14 protein-coding genes and 2 riboswitches are annotated in these 16,235 nt (G+C 67.8%); of the genes, 6 read left to right on the top strand and 8 right to left on the bottom strand.

Features of this window, described 5'->3' with window-relative positions:
- The first annotated feature begins 59 nt into the window (after positions 1–59).
- The 3 genes from CXQ96_RS08550 to acs are packed head-to-tail and all read left to right on the top strand — an operon-like array spanning position 60 to position 3,909.
- The gene (locus CXQ96_RS08550) at positions 60–1,109 is read left to right on the top strand and encodes an aliphatic sulfonate ABC transporter substrate-binding protein (RefSeq protein WP_104117625.1); all 1,050 of its coding nucleotides are present in this window, start codon (positions 60–62) and stop codon (positions 1,107–1,109) included.
- A complete protein-coding gene (locus CXQ96_RS08545) occupies positions 1,106–1,984 on the top strand; it encodes an ABC transporter permease (protein ID WP_104117624.1) in 879 nt (292 codons plus the stop codon). Before CXQ96_RS08550 ends, CXQ96_RS08545 begins: the two co-directional genes overlap by 4 nt.
- Positions 1,975–3,909: an acetate--CoA ligase gene (gene acs / locus CXQ96_RS08540; RefSeq protein ID WP_104117623.1), complete on the top strand. Its 1,935-nt coding sequence runs from the start codon at positions 1,975–1,977 to the stop codon at positions 3,907–3,909. The genes CXQ96_RS08545 and acs overlap by 10 nt, the downstream gene beginning before the upstream one ends.
- Positions 3,910–4,000: 91 nt before the next feature.
- Here acs and CXQ96_RS08535 read toward each other — a convergent pair whose 3' ends face one another.
- The 3 genes from CXQ96_RS08535 to CXQ96_RS08525 form a co-directional block, all read right to left on the bottom strand.
- Positions 4,001–4,942: a LysM peptidoglycan-binding domain-containing protein gene (locus CXQ96_RS08535; protein ID WP_104117622.1), complete on the bottom strand. Its 942-nt coding sequence runs from the start codon at positions 4,940–4,942 to the stop codon at positions 4,001–4,003.
- A 5-nt stretch (positions 4,943–4,947) separates the two neighbouring features.
- Positions 4,948–5,157: riboswitch (cyclic di-AMP (ydaO/yuaA leader) on the bottom strand.
- An 83-nt stretch (positions 5,158–5,240) separates the two neighbouring features.
- Positions 5,241–5,477 (bottom strand): hypothetical protein, encoded by a 237-nt coding sequence (locus tag CXQ96_RS08530; RefSeq protein ID WP_104117621.1) that lies wholly within the window; start codon positions 5,475–5,477, stop codon positions 5,241–5,243.
- Positions 5,478–5,538: 61 nt separating this feature from the next.
- Entirely contained in the window at positions 5,539–6,795 is a 1,257-nt protein-coding gene (locus CXQ96_RS08525) for a glycoside hydrolase family 6 protein (protein WP_104117620.1), read from the bottom strand.
- Positions 6,796–7,047: 252 nt separating this feature from the next.
- A riboswitch (SAM riboswitch) is annotated at positions 7,048–7,152 on the top strand.
- Between CXQ96_RS08525 and sfnG the strand changes: the two genes are divergently transcribed.
- The 3 genes from sfnG to CXQ96_RS08510 all read left to right on the top strand — a co-directional run bounded on the left by sfnG (position 7,146) and on the right by CXQ96_RS08510 (position 10,197).
- Positions 7,146–8,324, top strand: coding sequence for a dimethylsulfone monooxygenase SfnG (gene sfnG / locus CXQ96_RS08520; RefSeq protein WP_104117619.1), 1,179 nt, complete (start codon positions 7,146–7,148; stop codon positions 8,322–8,324). It overlaps the preceding riboswitch by 7 nt.
- Positions 8,324–9,700 (top strand): O-acetylhomoserine aminocarboxypropyltransferase/cysteine synthase family protein, encoded by a 1,377-nt coding sequence (locus CXQ96_RS08515; protein WP_104117618.1) that lies wholly within the window; start codon positions 8,324–8,326, stop codon positions 9,698–9,700. Before sfnG ends, CXQ96_RS08515 begins: the two co-directional genes overlap by 1 nt.
- Positions 9,697–10,197, top strand: a complete 501-nt coding sequence (locus CXQ96_RS08510) for a CoA-binding protein (protein ID WP_104117617.1) — start codon at positions 9,697–9,699, stop codon at positions 10,195–10,197. Before CXQ96_RS08515 ends, CXQ96_RS08510 begins: the two co-directional genes overlap by 4 nt.
- 22 nt (positions 10,198–10,219) lie before the next feature.
- On the opposite strand, the gene CXQ96_RS08505 is transcribed toward CXQ96_RS08510, so the two are convergent.
- From CXQ96_RS08505 to chvE, 5 genes are all read right to left on the bottom strand, one after another.
- Positions 10,220–11,413, bottom strand: coding sequence for a hypothetical protein (locus CXQ96_RS08505; protein WP_104117616.1), 1,194 nt, complete (start codon positions 11,411–11,413; stop codon positions 10,220–10,222).
- A complete protein-coding gene (locus CXQ96_RS08500; protein ID WP_104117615.1) occupies positions 11,410–11,964 on the bottom strand; it encodes an RNA polymerase sigma factor in 555 nt (184 codons plus the stop codon). The genes CXQ96_RS08505 and CXQ96_RS08500 overlap by 4 nt, the downstream gene beginning before the upstream one ends.
- A 208-nt stretch (positions 11,965–12,172) precedes the next feature.
- On the bottom strand, positions 12,173–13,408 hold the full coding sequence (gene mmsB / locus CXQ96_RS08495) for a multiple monosaccharide ABC transporter permease (protein WP_104117614.1): 1,236 nt from the start codon (positions 13,406–13,408) through the stop codon (positions 12,173–12,175).
- Positions 13,409–13,412: 4 nt separating this feature from the next.
- Positions 13,413–14,942 (bottom strand): multiple monosaccharide ABC transporter ATP-binding protein, encoded by a 1,530-nt coding sequence (mmsA, locus tag CXQ96_RS08490; protein WP_104117613.1) that lies wholly within the window; start codon positions 14,940–14,942, stop codon positions 13,413–13,415.
- A gap of 116 nt (positions 14,943–15,058) precedes the next feature.
- Positions 15,059–16,177, bottom strand: a complete 1,119-nt coding sequence (gene chvE, locus CXQ96_RS08485) for a multiple monosaccharide ABC transporter substrate-binding protein (RefSeq protein WP_104117612.1) — start codon at positions 16,175–16,177, stop codon at positions 15,059–15,061.
- Between the last annotated feature and the right edge of the window lie 58 nt (positions 16,178–16,235).

The following is a 16,235-nucleotide window of genomic DNA, read 5'->3' as shown; positions in this document are numbered from 1 at the left end:
GTCGTTCGGCCTGCGCCACCCTGCCTTTTCCCTGCCGCACCCTCCACCAAAGGACCATCATGAATCGCCGCGCCTTCCTGCCCACGCTCGCACTCGCCACTGCCCTCTCGCTCAGCCTCAGCGGCTGCCTCGCGGGTGAGAACGCCGCCGACACGCAGCCCGCGGCGGAAGGTGGATCGGAGACCGTCACGCAGGGCGGAACGCTCAACATCGACTTCGCCACCTACAACCCGCTGAGCCTCATCATCAAGGAGCAGGGCTGGTTGGAGGAGGAGCTCGCGGACCAGGAGATCACCGTCAACTGGGTGCAGTCGGCCGGCTCCAACAAGGCCAACGAAGCGCTGCGGGCGGGGGCGATCGATGTCGGTTCGACCGCCGGTTCGGCCGCGCTGCTCGCCCGCTCGAACGGCTCGCCCATCAAGGCCATCGACATCTACTCGCAGCCCGAATGGGCCGCCCTCGTGACCCTCCCGGAGTCGGGGATCACGAGCGTCGAGGACCTGCGCGGCAAGTCCGTGGCGGCGACCCGCGGAACGGACCCGTACTTCTTCCTGCTGCAGGCGCTCGAATCCGCAGGCGTCGCGCAGTCGGAGGTCACGATCGAGAACCTGCAGCACGCGGACGGCCGCGCGGCGCTGGCGAGCGGCGCCGTGGATGCCTGGTCCGGTCTCGATCCGATCATGGCGGCTGCGGAGCAGGACGGCGCCCAGCTGTTCTTCCGGGACATCGACTTCAACACCTACGGCTTCCTCAACGCGACGGAGGACTTCCTCGCCGAGAAGCCCGACGTCGCCCAGACGGTCGTGAACGCGTACGAGAAGGCTCGGGAGTGGGCCAAGGAGAACCCGGAGGAGACGGCAGCCATCCTCGCCGAGGTGGCGGGAATCGATGCCGCCGTCGCCACCGCGGTGATCATCGACCGCACCAACCTCGACGTCGATCCCGCTCCGGGTGACGCCCAGCGCAGCGTCCTCGAGAAGATCGGCCCCGTCTTCGTCGAGACCGGGGACGTGCAGAGCCAGGAACAGATCGACGAAGCCCTGGACACCCTGCTGGACGCATCCCTCGTCGAGAAGGCCGACCCGGCCTCGATCGGTGCCGACTCATGAGTGCGGACCACCTGACCGGGCGCAGCGCGGTTCCTTCCAGCACGCAGGGCCTCGCCGCGACCGGCTCGCCGGTGACCGGCGACGGCGACACGCGGGAACGCGGTCCCGTGGGGGGCCGGGCGGGCAAGCGCGCGAGCGTCCTCCTGCTCGGACTGATCGTCCCGACCTTGATCCTGCTCGCCTGGCACCTCAGCACGGCCTCGGGGTTCTTCCGGCCGTCGCAGCTGCCCTCCCCCGTTTCGGTGTTCGCCGCGGCCGTCGACCTCATCGAGCGCGGGCAACTCGCCACCCACGTCCTGATCTCGACCCAGCGCGTCCTCCTCGGATTCCTCATCGGCTCCCTCCTCGGTGTGGTGGCCGGCGCCCTGCTGGGTCTGTCCCGCATCGCGGACATCCTGCTGACCCCGACGGTCAGCGCACTGCGGGCCGTTCCATCCCTCGCCTGGGTTCCGCTGCTGGTTCTCTGGATCGGCATCAATGAGGACTCGAAGGTAACCCTGATCACCATCGGCGCATTCTTCCCGGTCTTCACGACGCTGTACCTCGGCCTGCGGCACGTCGACCGCAACCTCGTCGAGGCCGCGCGCGCCTTCGGGCTCAACGGCGTCCGCCTGCTGACCACGGTGCAGTTGCCCGCCGTCGTGCCGGCGCTGTTCTCCGGGCTCCGGCTCGCCCTCGCGCAGTCCTGGCTGTTCCTCGTCGCGGCCGAGCTCATCGCCTCGTCGATGGGGCTCGGCTTCCTGCTCATCGATTCCCAGCAGAACGGTCGCGTGGACCGCATCATCCTCGCGATCATCCTGCTGGCCGTCATCGGCAAGACTACGGATGCACTCTTGGGCATCGCGGAGCGTTGGGCTGTGCGTCGATGGGCATAGGCACGACGACGACGGGCGCGGCCGCGCTGCAGGACGAGGCAGACCGGCTCGCGTTCTGGGAGGAGCAGGCCGGCAGGCTCGACTGGAGCACGCGGTGGCACACCCTCCACACGTTCAAGAAGGCGACGCCCCAGGACGACGGTTCGCTGCGCGTTCCGGTCATCGAGTGGTTCGCGGGTGGCACGCTGAATGTGGCTGCGAACTGCGTGGACCGGCACGTGGCAGCGGGGAACGGGGACCGGGTGGCCCTGCACTTCGAGGGCGAACCCGGCGACCGCCGTACCGTGACCTACGCGGACCTGCAGGACGAGGTCTCCCGGGCAGCCAACGCGCTCCTCGCACTCGGCATCGGCAAGGGCGACCGCGTGGTCATCTACCTGCCGGTCCTCGTGGAGACCGTGGTGGTCACCCTCGCCTGCGCCCGGATCGGGGCGGTGCACTCCCTGGTCTTCGGCGGGTTCTCGGCGGAGGCTCTCCGGTTCCGGGTCGAGGACACCGGAGCCAAGCTGCTCGTCACCACCGACGGGCAGTTCCGGCGCGGCGTCGCCGTGCCGGTCAAGGACAACGCGGACGCCGCGGTGTCGGGCGACAACAGCATCGAGCACGTGCTCGTGGTGCGCCGCACCGGCTCCGATGTCAGCTGGACCGACGGCCGTGACGTCTGGTGGCACGACGTCGTCGACTCCGCCTCCTCCCACCACGAGCCGGAGGCGTTCGACGCCGAGACACCCCTGTTCATCATGTACACCTCGGGGACGACGGGTAAGCCCAAAGGGCTCGTCCACACCTCCGGCGGCTACCTGACGCAGGCGTCGTGGAGCTTCGAGCACCTCTTCAGCCATCCGGACCCCGCGCTGCGCGGGAGCGACGTCCACTGGTGCACCGCGGACCTCGCCTGGGTCACTGCGCACACCTACGAGCTCTACGGACCGCTGTCGAACGGCGCGACCCAGGTCATCTTCGAGGGCACCCCGAACACGCCGCACCCCGGCCGCCACCTCGAGATCATCGAACGCTATGGCGTCACGAGCTACTACACGGCTCCCACGCTGGTCCGCTCGCTCATGGGCTGGTTCCCCGACGGCGTCCCGTCGGAGTACGACCTCTCGAGCATCCGCGTGCTCGGGACGGTGGGCGAGGCCGTGAACCCCGAGGCGTGGCGGTGGTTCCGGAAGAACCTCGGCCGCGACGAGGTTCCCGTCGTCGACACGTGGTGGCAGTCCGAGACGGGAGCTACCGTGCTCTCCCCCAGCCCGACGGACACCGTCTTCAAGCCGGGCTGTGCCGCCCGGGCGCTGCCCGGTGTCAGCACCCGCATCGTGGACGAGGAGGGCCGCCGCGTTCCCCCCGGAGTGCAGGGGCTGATCGTCGTCGACCGCCACGGACCCGCCATGGCCCGGACCGTGTGGGGCAACCCGCAGCGCTATCTCGACTCCTACTGGCGGAAGTTCGCCGCGCAGGGCTGGTTCCTCGCGGGCGACGGAGCGCGCTACGACGACGACGGCGACACCTGGATCCTGGGGCGCGTGGACGACGTCATCAACGTCTCGGGGCACCGCCTGTCCACCATCGAGATCGAATCGGCTCTGGTCGAGCACCCGCTGGTGACCGAAGCCGGCGCGTGCCCGATCTCGGATCCGCTGACGGGCCACGCCATCGCGGCGTTCGTGGTGCTCGCTGCCGGTGCCGATCCGACGGCGGACGTCGCGACGACTCTTCGCGCACACGTTGCGCAGGCCATCGGGCCGATCGCCCGTCCCGCCGCGGTCGTCGTCGTTCCCGATGTACCCAAGACGCGCTCCGGCAAGATCATGCGGCGCCTGCTGACGCAACTGTACGAGGGCACCGCGCTCGGCGACACGACGTCGCTGCAGAACGAGGGCTGCATCCCCGGCATCCAGCACGTCCTGGCCGGACGGCCGTAGGTACCACCCTTTTACGCAGGCCTTTAACGAAGGAAGCGGCAGGCGCCCCGTCCAGGCACCTGCCGCTTCCGGCGTGTGGTTCGTTCCCGCGCTAGCCCGCTACGCGAACGAAGGACGCTCCCGAAAGGTCCGAGAGGGGGTGCTGCAGGGTGAGGTTCGCTCCGTTCATGCCACTGCTGATGACCTGGCCACCGCCGACGTAAATGGCTACGTGGCCGCCCGTGATGACGAGGTCGCCAGGAGCGGGGGTGGCCACCGTTGCGCCGAACTGGAAGAACTGCGAGGGACCGAGGTCTCCGACGGAGATACCGGCGGCGCGCAGCGCCTTCTCGACGAGCACGGTGCAGTCCTGGACGGCACCGGCCGCGAGCTGCGACTGCGCGGATGCCACGAGGGTCCCCGCGACACCGCTGGTCGACGCCACCGGGGTGATGTCCGCCGAGGCGAGGTAGACGCCCGAGCCCGGGGTGGTGGATGCGGCCGGCGCAGGAGCAACGGTCGGTGCCTGCTGCACGGCAGCGGGAGCGACGGCGGCGGTTGGGACCGCAGCAATCGTCACGGACTGGACGGGGGCCTGGACTGCATCGCCGGCGGGCATGGTGATGCTGTCGCCAGGGAAGATGATCGACGCCACGGAGAGGCTGTTGACCGAAAGAACGGCCGCCAGTTCCACGCCGTAGCTGGCGGAGATGCCTCCCAGGGTGTCGCCCGGGACGACGGTGTGCGTCAGACCGGCCGCTGCGACAGCCGCGGCGGCGGGAGCGACTGCGGTGGGAACAGCAGGGGCGGGAACAGCAGGGGCGGAAACAACAGGGGCAGCGACTGCTGCCGATGCCGACACCGTGCCCTGTTCCGTGGAGGAACCCGCGTGTGCCGTGCCGATGGCAGTGAGCGCGAGGCCCGACGTGACGGCGACGATGGCGACGGGACGGCCGACGGCGGTGGCGCGGCCCTTCACTGCGCGGGACAGGCCCTGCAGAGCGAGATTGCCGTCGGTGGCAGCACGGTGGCGTGCCGGGGTGTTTCGTGACATGGATCTATACCTCTCCCATGCCTACGGGGTGAGCTGTCGGGTTCGGATGGGAGTCACCCGGCCGCGCCCTCCGCCTCGTGGGCGATGGTGCTGCGGCTTAACCCCAAGGACGTCGGCAGGTGAACCTGCGCGCCCGATGGAACTGTGGTTCCCCCGTCCCCGCCTTCGTGATTGCGAACGACCCCGGTCGGCGGCAGGGCTCGGCAATCCGACCGGGAGCGCCTCCCATGGACAGAGGCACCCGACGACGATAGCCAGCGCTCGTCCGGTTTGTCACATTTGTGTAACGGCGCTTACCCTACCCACGCGCGCGGGTCGCGAGCCAGCGCCGGAGTGCGGCGACAGTGCCCGCCACACTGAGTGCGAGCAGCGCGGCTTGCTGGAAGTAGAACCAACCGGTCACGTGCGAGCCCCCGCTGGTTGCCACGAGAAGGATGCTGCTGACGAGGGTCAATGTCAGTACCGCACCGACCGCGGACAGGGTGCTCCAGAGCCTCCGCTCCTGAACACGCTGCGCCGACTTCCAGCTCTCCATTGCTCCACCCTAGGCGCAGGGGCGCGTGCGCGGCCGAACCGGGCCGCGCACGCGCGTTGTACTACGATCGAACCGGTGCGCTGGCGTTCCTGATGAGGTCGAGTGCCTGCTCGGGGAACCAGGCTCCGGCGGCGGGATCCACGCGGCCCCACTCGGGATCCACTCCCCCGTTGTCCGTCAGCCCGCGGCTGCACTCGCCGTCGGACTCACCCGGCACCTTGATCCACAGGAAGGCATCGGCCAGGGGATTGCCGGTATCGGAGGTGGGCAGGTAGCCCAGCCCGCGGCTCGGCGGGTTGCACCAGACCTGGGGGTCCGGGTATGCCGCCGTCGGAACCCAGGGGCCCTTTCCGTTGCGGCTCGTGTCGATGACGAAGTGTGCGAGGTCATCGTTCGACGGCGCGTTCCGGGCTTTGTCGACGTTCTGCGCGTACCAGGCGTCCGTCAGCCCCCACGTGGAGAAGTCGGCGGGTGACGCCGGGTAGTACTGGCTGCCACAGGAGCCGTAGGCGCCCGGATTGATCTCGGTGGCGTAGTAGATGCACTTCGATACCCAGCTGCCGAACTTCAGCTGCCGCTCTGTGAGCTCGTAGTTGGAGACGTTGAGGAAGAAGCCGTCGGCCTTCTGCACGCCGGCCCTCACGAGCCGGCTCGAGATCTCCCCGGTGCCCAGCCACGCGCTGTGCGTCCCGTCCAGATACACCGTGGTGTTGGGCAGGGCCTTGAGCTGATCCACCGCATAGTTGAGCATCTCGTAACGCTCCGCTGCCGCGGTTCGCGGATTCGCCTCCGCCGGCTGGCACCACTCGGAGGCGCCGTCGAGGCTCTTGTTCCAGGGGATGATGCCCAGGCCGTCCGGCTCGAGCACCACCAGGGCCGCCCTGTCCTCGATGCCTGCGGCGAGGGCGTCGACCCAGGCCTTGTAGCCGGCGACGTCGGTCGCACCACCGGCGGAGTACTGCGAACAGTCGCGGAACGGCAGGTTGTAGGCGGCGAGTACAGGGACCTGCTTCTTGCCGGCAGCACGGTGCGTGGTGTTCCGGACCTCCTGGGTCACGGTCGCCGGATCGCTGCCGGTGACCCACACTGCCTGCGGGGCCGAGATCATTCCGCTGAGGCTGTCCGCCGTGGAGCGGTCGCCCGAGGAGCGCAGGTCAGCGATCTGCCGCTGGGCCTCGTGGTAATGGCTCTTCTTCGGGACGTAGAACTCGGTGGCCGAATCCACGGCTGGTCCGGGCCCGTTCCCGGACTCCTGGGCCGCGGCCGGAAGGGCGGTGAAAGCGGTGGAGGCGAGGACCCCTGCAAGTGCAAGGGTCATGGCGCACGTCCTGGAAATGCTGAGCATCGTTGCTCCTCATAGGTGGGTTGGCGGCGATGAATCCCGATCAGGAGGCGCTGCCACCCCCCGTGGAAGCGCTCCCACGGTCAGTCTTTGTTGTGCTCGCCAACTTTGTCAAGGTCCTCAGCACACTGACCGTAGACCCACGGCGCCGCACGCGGGCCGCGCCGACCGCTGCTCACGGGGCGAAACATTGTTTGGTTCTGCAGCGTGCCGGTGTCACACTCGAACCGACCATCCCGAGCGGCTGAGAGATCTGGCTCACTGACGCCGCAGCAACCCTGGCCTCTGCATCGATGCGGCGACAGAAGGGTGCTACTGCCAGGCCGATGGAGGAGACCATGAGCGTTGCCGACCTTTCCACACCCCTGAAATTCGCCTACTGGGTACCCAATGTCAGTGGCGGACTGGTGGTCTCGACCATCGAGCAGCGGACCAGCTGGGACTTCGACTACAACAAGAAGCTCGCCCGCATCGCGGAGGACGCCGGCTTCGAGTACGCGCTCTCGCAGACCCGCTACGCCGCGTCCTACGGCGCCGACAAGCAGCACGAAGCGACGTCGTTCTCGCTCGCCCTCCTGGCGGCGACCGAGAAGCTGAAGGTCATCGCCGCGGTCCACCCCGGTATGTGGCACCCCGGCGTGCTCGCGAAGTTCATCATCACGGCGGACCACATCTCCAACGGCCGTGCCGCGGTCAACATCGTCTCCGGGTGGCTTAAGGACGAGTTCACCAACTTCGGCCTCGAGTGGCTCGAGCACGACGAGCGCTACGTCCGCACCGAGGAGTTCATCCGGGTGCTGCGCGGCCTGTGGACCGAGGAGGGCTACAGCCAGGCGGGGAAGTACTACGACATCAACAACTTCACCCTGAGCCCGGCCCCCGTGGACGTCCCAGGACGCCCGCACCCCGAGATCTTCTTCGGCGGGAACTCGACGGCGGCCCAGGCGACTGCGGGCCGCGTCGCGGACTGGTACTTCTCCAACGGCAAGGACCTCGAGGGCTTCAAGGAGAACATCGCAGGAGTCCAGGCCGCCGCAGCCCAGGCCGGACGGCGCCCCCGGTACGGGCTGAACGGCTTCGTGATCGCGCGTGACTCCGAGAAGGAGGCACGCGACACCCTGCGCGAGATCGTCGAGAAGGCCCACCGGCCCGCCGTCGAGGGCTTCCGTGCCGCCGTCCAGGAGGCAGGCGCCTCGACGAAGGACGGCAAGGGCATGTGGGCCGATTCCACCTTCGAGGACCTCGTGCAGTACAACGACGGCTTCAAGACCCAGCTCATCGGTACGCCCGAGCAGATCGCCGAGCGGATCGTCGAGTACAAGAAGATCGGCGTCAACCTCTTCCTCACCTGCTACCTGCACTTCCAGGAGGAGGTCGCCGCCTTCGGTACCGACATCCTCCCGATCGTGCGCGAACTGGAGGCCGACGCCGCCCGCAAGGCCGGCGTCGACTTCGACCCCAAATCCACCCTCGCACTTCACGAACCCAGCAAGGCAGGTGTCTGATGGCAGAACGTTCCTTCGGTTTCCGCACGCGTGCACTCCACGCCGGCGGCACGCCCGACGCAACCCACGGTGCCCGGGCGGTGCCGATCTACCAGACGACGTCGTTCGTGTTCAAGGACACCAACGACGCCGCCAACCTCTTCGCGTTGCAGAAGTACGGCAACATCTACTCGCGCATCGGCAACCCCACCGTCGCGGCCTTCGAGGAGCGCATCGCTTCCCTCGAGGGCGGCATCGGAGCGGTGGCGACGGCGTCGGGCATGAGCGCGGAGTTCATTACCTTCGCCGCCCTGTGCCAGGCCGGCGACCACATCGTCGCCGCTTCCCAGCTGTACGGCGGGACCGTCACGCAGCTCGACGTCACGCTGCGCCGCTTCGGTATCGAGACCACCTTCGTCCCCGGAACCGATCCGGCGGACTACGCAGCGGCGATCCGCGAGAACACCAAGGCCGTCTACGCCGAGGTGATCGCGAACCCCTCGGGTGAGATCGCGGACCTCGCAGGTTTGGCGAAAGTGGCTCAGGACGCGGGTATCCCGTTCATCGTGGACTCGACGCTCAGCACGCCCTACCTCGTGCGGCCGATCGAGCACGGCGCGGACATCGTCATCCACTCCGCCACGAAGTTCATCGGCGGGCACGGCACCACGCTCGGCGGAGTCATCGTCGAGAGCGGACGGTTCGACTGGGGCAACGGCAAGTTCCCCATGATGACCGAGCCCGTCCCCTCCTACGGCAACATCCAGTGGTGGGCGAACTTCGGCGAGTACGGCTTCCTCACCAAGCTGCGCACGGAGCAGCTCCGCGACATCGGGCCGTCGCTGTCGCCGTCGTCGGCCTTCCAGCTGCTGCAGGGCGTCGAGACCCTCGCACAGCGCCTCGACGAACACCTCGAGAACGCGCAGGCCGTCGCCGAATGGCTGCAGGCGGACCCCCGCGTGGAGTACGTCAACTACGCTGGACTGCCCACGCACGCGCACCACGAACGCGCGAAGACCTACCTGCCGCAGGGCCCCGGATCGGTTTTCAGCTTCGGCATCAAGGGTGGCCGCAAGGCCGGGCAGAAGTTCATCGAGTCGCTGCAGCTGGCCTCCCACCTCGCCAACGTCGGCGACTCCCGGACCCTCGTGATCCACCCGGGTTCGACGACGCACCAGCAGCTGTCCGCGGAGCAGCTCGTCGCGGCGGGCGTCCCGGAGGACCTGGTCCGCATCTCGGTGGGCTTGGAGGACCTCGACGACATCCTGTGGGACCTGGACCAGGCGCTCGACCTCGCCGTCAACGGCGCGGACGAAGGATTCGACGAGCTCCCACAGACGGCGGCCGGCCAGAACGACGACGTGTCGACGACGCGCGCAGTAGGAGTGGGAGCATGAGCAGCACTGCATCGGAACGGACGTGGGAAGGCCCGTCGGCCCCTGAACGCCTGAACCTCCTGAGGAACGCGCGGTCGGTCGCCATCGTCGGCGCCTCCGACAAGCCGTCGCGCGCGTCCTACTTCGTCGCGACCTACCTGCAGTCGTCGTCGCCCTACCGTCTGTACTTCGTGAACCCGGTGGCCAAGGAGATCCTCGGCCAGCCCGCCTACGCGTCGCTGAAGGACCTGCCCGAGGTGCCCGACGTCGTCGACGTCTTCCGCAGGCACGGCGACCTGCCCTCGGTCCTCGAGGAGACGCTTGCCGTGGGCGCGAAGACACTCTGGCTGCAGCTGGGCTCGTGGCACGAGGACGTTGCACGGGACGCTGAGGCAGCCGGCCTGAACGTGGTGATGGACCGCTGCATCAAGATCGAGCACGCGCGGTTCCACGGCGGTCTCAACCTGGCCGGATTCAACACCGGCATCATCTCGTCGAAGAGGCAGATCACCTCGTAGGGCCGCCCGCTGTTCCGGCTGCTCAGTCGGCGGCCGGAACAGCCTTCGGTGCGGGCTCGGGCTCCGCGGGTGCGGAGGTCACCGGAAGCGCGTCGACAGCACTCGGCGCGGTCTGCTCCGATGGTTCGGCATCACCGGCCACCGCCGGACCATCCGCGACGAGGACATCGGCCGGGAAGAGCGCCCAGGGATCGTCCGCGAGCGCCACCGGAGCCGGAAGGACCAGCAGATCCGCGGGCGGAGGGCTGTCCATCACGATCCGCGCGAAGTCCTGCTCCGCGCGCGTCGTCCCTGCGTCGGCGAGGCTCCTGCCGGGCCTGACGGGATCGGCTGTCCTGCTGTCCTTCCGGCCCGGGTCGGCAAGCTCCGTCTGCTGGGTTTGCTGGGGTTGCTTGGTCTGCTGGGTCTGCTGGGGTGCTTCGCTCGTCCCCGAGGGGTCCTCCCCACGGCCCTTCTGCTTGTCCGCAGGTGTCGCATGCCCGGGGTCCGGAGCACCACGAAGCCCGCGTACCGGCGGATGCGCGCCGGAGGGACCGGCCGGCGGAGTTACACCGGTGGGACCGGACGGGGACGCCGGAGCGGCAGGCACGAAGGGACGGGCCGGCGACGGCGGCGCGGGTGGAAGCGCCCGCTCACGGTAAGCGCCCGCCGCTCCCTCGGGACGCGCATCACTCTCCCGGGGTGCGGCATAGGGCGGCAATTCCGCTGCATCCCCTGCTGCGGGAGGCACCACGGCCGCCGTTCCGCCGGCCGCCGCGACTGTCGGTGCCGGAACGGGAGCCGGAACTGTGCCGAAGCCGTCGGAGGAAGCCCGGGGCGCCACGACGTCCTCATCGCCGACGACGAGCGGAGACGGGGAACGGTCCTCGGGAGCGGCACCGGCACCTGCGGTGAAGCGCGTGATCGAGCCGACCGCATCCCCCAGTCCTACAGGGAGGTGCAGGGTCCCCGCTGCCACGCCGGATATGCCGACGCCCATCGACACGGCGAGAGCACCTCCGATGAACGTGACGCGCCGCTTGAACCTGCGGCCCTGGGGGGCCCGCCCGCCGTCGGCCATCAACTGGGCCAGTTCGGCGGATGCCTCGGGAGCAGGACCGGCACCGAGCGCCCTGATGTCCAGCAGTGCACGCACGACGGCGGCATCCTGCGGGACGCCCGCCTCGTCCAGGAGCTGCCGCACGGAGTCCGGCGACGAGGTGTCACGTCCAGTCATAGCGCTTCCGATTCTGTGGGTACAACGAGTTCCTTCAGCTTGAGCAGTCCCCGGCGCTGGAGCTGTTTCACCGATCCCGCCGATCGTCCGAGGATTTCGGCCACCTGCTCGATCGGCAGTTCCGCCACGATGCGCAACAGGAGCACGTCGCGCTGCTCCGCATTGAGCTGCGCGAGCATCCCGCCGGCCGATCCGGCGTCGAGGTTCCCCAGCGCCACTGTCTCCGCCGAGTCGGTAGCCCGGGTGTCGCCGTCGGCTTCGTAGCCCACGAGCACCGGCGCGCGCATCTTCTTCCGCACCTCGTCCACGTGTCGAGCGTGCGCGACCGAGAACGTGAACGTGCGCAGTCCCGACAGCCCCCCGGTCACGGTCGCCAGTTTCGAGAAGACCGTGAGGAAGACTTCCTGGGTCAGAGCTTCCGGATCCTCCGACCCGCGGCCCCTGAAATACCCCAGGACTGCGGGGCACATTGCCTCGTAGATCAAGGCGAAAGCCTCTGGTTCACCCGCTTGTGCGCGAACGAGCGCATCATCAGGCAGCGGTGTGACCACGGTGTCTTCCTTGTTCGGGCGGGACGGCGACACCATCGTAACCGTTGCCTCCCAGCCGAAGGCGCCAGCCCTCCCGGGCCGGGGCAAAAGAAGGCCGCACCGAGGCCCGTTGGGGGATAAGCCTCGGTGCGGCGCTTACACAGTGGTAATCGATGGACCGTGCGGGAAAGTTACGCACGTCCGGTCTTTTTTCTTCTTCTCGCCATCCCTATTTCAGGGCGCTCGAGGCGCGGCGCTTGTTGAAGACGTCGAAGCCGACGGCGAGCAGGAGCACCATGCCCTTGATGAACTGCTGGTAGTCGATGCCCACGCCGAGCAGGGACATCCCGTTGTTCAGCACACCCATGATCAGGCCACCGGTGATGGCCCCGATCACGGTACCCACGCCGCCGGTCACGGCGGCCCCGCCGATGAACGCAGCCGCGATGGCGTCGAGCTCGAAGAGGTTGCCAGCTCCCGGCCCGGCCGAGTTCAGCCGCCCGGTGAAGATGAGACCGGCGAGCGCCGCCAGCACACCCATGTTGACGAAGAGCATGAAATCGATGCGCTTGGTGTTGACGCCGGACAGCTGGGCTGCCTGGAGATTGCCGCCCCGCGCATAGATGTGGCGACCGAAGACGCTGTTGCTCATCACGGTGCTGTAGGCCACGATCAGGATGCCGAGGACCACGAGGACGATCGGCGTCCCGCTGCGCGAGCCGGCGAGCAGGTAGGTCAGGCCGAGGATGATGAACGCGATGAAGGCGAGCTTGGTGAAGAACCAGGCGGCAGGCTCGTCCTCGAGGTTCAGCCGGGCCCGTGTGGCCCGTCCGCGGAGCTGGGTGATGACCAGCAGGACGACGGCGAGAACGCCGAGGCCGACCGTGGTCCAGTCCAGGATGTTCGTCTCCGCCGGGAACAGCCCGGGGAACAGGAAGCCGCCGCCGAGCTGGCGGTATTCCTCGGGGAAGCCGGTGATGCGCTGGTTCTCGAGAACGATCTGCGTCAACCCGCGGAACACGAGCATGCCCGCAAGCGTGACGATGAAGGCCGGGATGCCCACGTAGGCCACCCAAAAGCCCTGCCAGGCCCCGACGAGCCCGCCGATGATCAGCGAGGCGAGGAAGGCGACCCACCAGGGGAAGTTCCAGTCCTGCACCATGATGCCGGACATGGCTCCGACGAAGGCCGCCACCGAACCGACCGACAGGTCGATGTGCCCGGCCACGATGATCATGACCATGCCGATGGCCAGGAGCAGGATGTAGCTGTTCTGCACGATGATGTTCGAGACGTTGTCCGGCTGCAGGAGCGCGCCGCCGGTCAGCACCTGGAACAGGGTGACGATCACGAGGAGTGCTACGAAGATACCGATCTGGCGAAGCCTGCTCGTGAGGAAGGAGAGCCCGCCCTTCACAGTGGGAGGTGGCGTCGCGATCTCAGGGTCCCTGACGGTGGTTGCCATGGAGTCAGTCCTTTTCCTTGGTCATGTACTGCATGAGGAGTTCCGGGGTCGCCTGCCCGATGGGCACTTCGGCTGTGATGCGGCCTTCGGCGAGGGTGTAGATGCGGTCGCAGATGCCGAGGAGCTCGGGGAGCTCCGAAGAGATCACGATGACGGCCTTCCCCTCGGCGGCGAGGCGGTTGATGATCGTGTAGATCTCGTACTTGGCACCGACGTCGATCCCGCGTGTGGGCTCGTCGAGGATGAGGACGTCGGGGTCCGAGAACATCCACTTGGAGAGCACCACCTTCTGCTGGTTGCCACCGGAGAGCTTCCCGGTGATGGCGGTGACGGTGGGTGCTTTGATGTTCATCGACCGGCGGTAGTCACCGGCGACGACGGCCTCCCGTCCGCTGTCCACCCAGCCGCGCTTCGCCAGCTTGCCGAGGGCGGCGCCGGAGACGTTGCGCTTGATGTCGTCGATCAGGTTCAGGCCGTACCGCTTGCGGTCCTCCGTGGCATACGCGATGCCGTGCCGGATTGCCTCCCCCACGGTACGTGCGGTGATCGGCGTCCCGTTCTTGTAGAGGGTGCCCGTGATGTTCGAGCCGTAGCTCCGCCCGAAGATGCTCATGGCGAGCTCGGTGCGTCCGGCGCCCATCAGCCCTGCGATACCAACCACCTCGCCGGCACGGACGGTGAGGTTGGCGGAATCGACGATCACGCGGCCGCTTTCCTGCGGGTGGTGGACCGTCCAGTCCTCGACCCGGAGCACTTCCTCGCCGATCACGGGAGTGCGGTCCGGGTAGCGGCTACCCATGTCCCGGCCGACCATGCCCTTGATGATGCGCTCCTCGGTGACGGACCCGTCGTGGAGGCTCAGCGTCTCGATGGTGCGGCCGTCGCGAAGGATGGTCACCGAGTCGGCGATCTCCCGGATCTCGTTGAGCTTGTGGCTGATGATGATGCAGGTGATGCCCTCCGTGCGGAGTCCCTTGACGAGCCCGAGGAGGTGCGCGGAGTCCTCGTCGTTAAGGGCTGCGGTGGGTTCGTCGAGGATGAGCAGCTTCACGTTCTTGGACAGCGCCTTGGCGATCTCGACGAGCTGCTGCTTGCCGACGCCGATGTCGCCTGCACGCACCACCGGGTTGAGGTCCAGGCCCACGCGACGGAGCAGCTTGCCCGCCTCCACGTTGGTCTCGTTCCAGTTGATGAAGCCGCGCTTCTCCCGCTCGTTCCCGAGGAAGATGTTCTCGGCGACCGACAGGAAGGGTGAGAGGGCGAGCTCCTGGTGGATGATGACGATGCCGTCACGCTCGCTGTCGCGGATGTCCTTGAACTCCGCGACCTTGCCCTCGAACTCGATGTCGCCGTCGTACGTGCCGTGCGGGTACACACCGGACAGCACTTTCATGAGGGTCGATTTCCCGGCCCCGTTCTCCCCGCAGATCGCGTGGACTTCGCCACGCTCGACGTCGAGGTTGACGTCCTGCAGTGCCTTCACGCCTGGGAAGGTCTTGGTGATGCGGCGCATCCGAAGGATGTTTTCCGCCATGGTCGAGCCTCGCTTACTTGAGTGGAAGTCCCGGGAGTGGCCGGGCGAGGTACAGCACCTGTGGCTCCGGACCGGGGAGGTTCGGAGCCACAGGTATCAGGAGTGCTGTGGAACGACTACTTGAGGTCGTCCTCGGTGTAGTAGCCGGTCTCGACGAGGGCTGCCTCGTAGTTGTCGACCGTGACGATCTCGGACTCGAGCAGGTACGCCGGAACGACCTTCACGCCGTTGTCGTACGTCTCGGTGTCGTTGACCTCGGGCTCCTCGCCCTTCATGAGGGCGTCGACCATGGTGACCGCCTGCTTGCCGAGTTCGCGGACGTCCTTGAAGATCGTCGAGTACTGCTCGCCCTCGATGATGGACTTCACCGAGCCGACCTCGGCGTCCTGGCCGGTCACGACCGGGAGGTCGTCCGCGGAGTAGCCGCCGGAGGTCAACGCCGAGATGATGCCGATGGAGAGGCCGTCGTAGGGCGAGAGGACACCCTCGAGCCGCTCGCCGCCACCGACGGTGAGCAGGTCCTCCATTCGGTCCTGTGCGGTGTCGGGCAGCCAGCGGAGGATCGCTGCCTGCTCGAACTCCGTCTGGCCGCTGGGCACGCGGAGCACGCCGCTGTCGAGGTACGGCTGGAGGGTCTTCATCGCCCCGTCCCAGAAGAAGGTGGCGTTGTTGTCGTCGGGGCTCCCCGCGAAGAGCTCGACGTCGAACGGACCCATCTCGCCGGTCTCCTTGCCCTCGGCGTCGAGGATGCCGAGCCCGGTCAGCAGGGAGGTCGCCTGCTGGACGCCGACCTCCTCGTTGTCGAAGGTCGTGTAGTAGTCCACGGTGTCCGACTCGTTGATCAGGCGGTCGTAGGCGATGACCGGGATGTCCTGGGCCTCGGCCTGGTCGAGGACGCTCGTGAGGGTCGTGCCGTCGATCGAGGCGACCACGAGGGCCTTCACGCCGCCGTTGATCATGTTCTCGATCTGCGAGATCTGCGTCGGGATGTCGTCGTTCGCATACTGGAGGTCGACGTCGTAGCCGAGCTCTTCGAGCTGGCTCTTGACGTTCTCGCCGTCGGCGATCCAGCGCTCGGACTGCTGCGTCGGCATGGCCACGCCGATCTTTGCACCCTCATTGGATCCGCCCTCGGCAGCAGCGTCCCCGCCGCCGCCCCTGCTCCCACCGCAGGCGGTGAGGCTGAGGGTCAGGATGCTGGCGGCCGCGATGCCGGCCAGGTATTTCCGATTCATGGTGGGACTTTCTTGTGAGTGGTTTCCGGCAACGTTGCCGGCTTTCTGGTGGAACGGT

The organism is Arthrobacter sp. B1805 (assembly GCF_002929745.1).
Taxonomy (GTDB): domain Bacteria; phylum Actinomycetota; class Actinomycetes; order Actinomycetales; family Micrococcaceae; genus Arthrobacter_D.
Note: the sequence above shows the minus strand (reverse complement) of the source record. Positions and strands in the feature narration are given on the sequence as shown.

What these genes read in the sequence shown, in the direction of transcription:
- CXQ96_RS08515 (WP_104117618.1), top strand. Translation starts at nt 8,324, where the DNA reads ATGGCAGAACGTTCCTTCGGTTTCCGCACGCGTGCACTCCACGCCGGC.
- chvE (WP_104117612.1), bottom strand. Translation starts at nt 16,177, where the DNA reads ATGAATCGGAAATACCTGGCCGGCATCGCGGCCGCCAGCATCCTGACC.
- CXQ96_RS08550 (WP_104117625.1), top strand. Translation starts at nt 60, where the DNA reads ATGAATCGCCGCGCCTTCCTGCCCACGCTCGCACTCGCCACTGCCCTC.
- CXQ96_RS08535 (WP_104117622.1), bottom strand. Translation starts at nt 4,942, where the DNA reads ATGTCACGAAACACCCCGGCACGCCACCGTGCTGCCACCGACGGCAAT.
- CXQ96_RS08545 (WP_104117624.1), top strand. Translation starts at nt 1,106, where the DNA reads ATGAGTGCGGACCACCTGACCGGGCGCAGCGCGGTTCCTTCCAGCACG.
- mmsA (WP_104117613.1), bottom strand. Translation starts at nt 14,942, where the DNA reads ATGGCGGAAAACATCCTTCGGATGCGCCGCATCACCAAGACCTTCCCA.
- sfnG (WP_104117619.1), top strand. Translation starts at nt 7,146, where the DNA reads ATGGAGGAGACCATGAGCGTTGCCGACCTTTCCACACCCCTGAAATTC.
- CXQ96_RS08525 (WP_104117620.1), bottom strand. Translation starts at nt 6,795, where the DNA reads ATGACCCTTGCACTTGCAGGGGTCCTCGCCTCCACCGCTTTCACCGCC.
- CXQ96_RS08530 (WP_104117621.1), bottom strand. Translation starts at nt 5,477, where the DNA reads ATGGAGAGCTGGAAGTCGGCGCAGCGTGTTCAGGAGCGGAGGCTCTGG.
- CXQ96_RS08510 (WP_104117617.1), top strand. Translation starts at nt 9,697, where the DNA reads ATGAGCAGCACTGCATCGGAACGGACGTGGGAAGGCCCGTCGGCCCCT.
- acs (WP_104117623.1), top strand. Translation starts at nt 1,975, where the DNA reads ATGGGCATAGGCACGACGACGACGGGCGCGGCCGCGCTGCAGGACGAG.
- CXQ96_RS08505 (WP_104117616.1), bottom strand. Translation starts at nt 11,413, where the DNA reads ATGACTGGACGTGACACCTCGTCGCCGGACTCCGTGCGGCAGCTCCTG.
- mmsB (WP_104117614.1), bottom strand. Translation starts at nt 13,408, where the DNA reads ATGGCAACCACCGTCAGGGACCCTGAGATCGCGACGCCACCTCCCACT.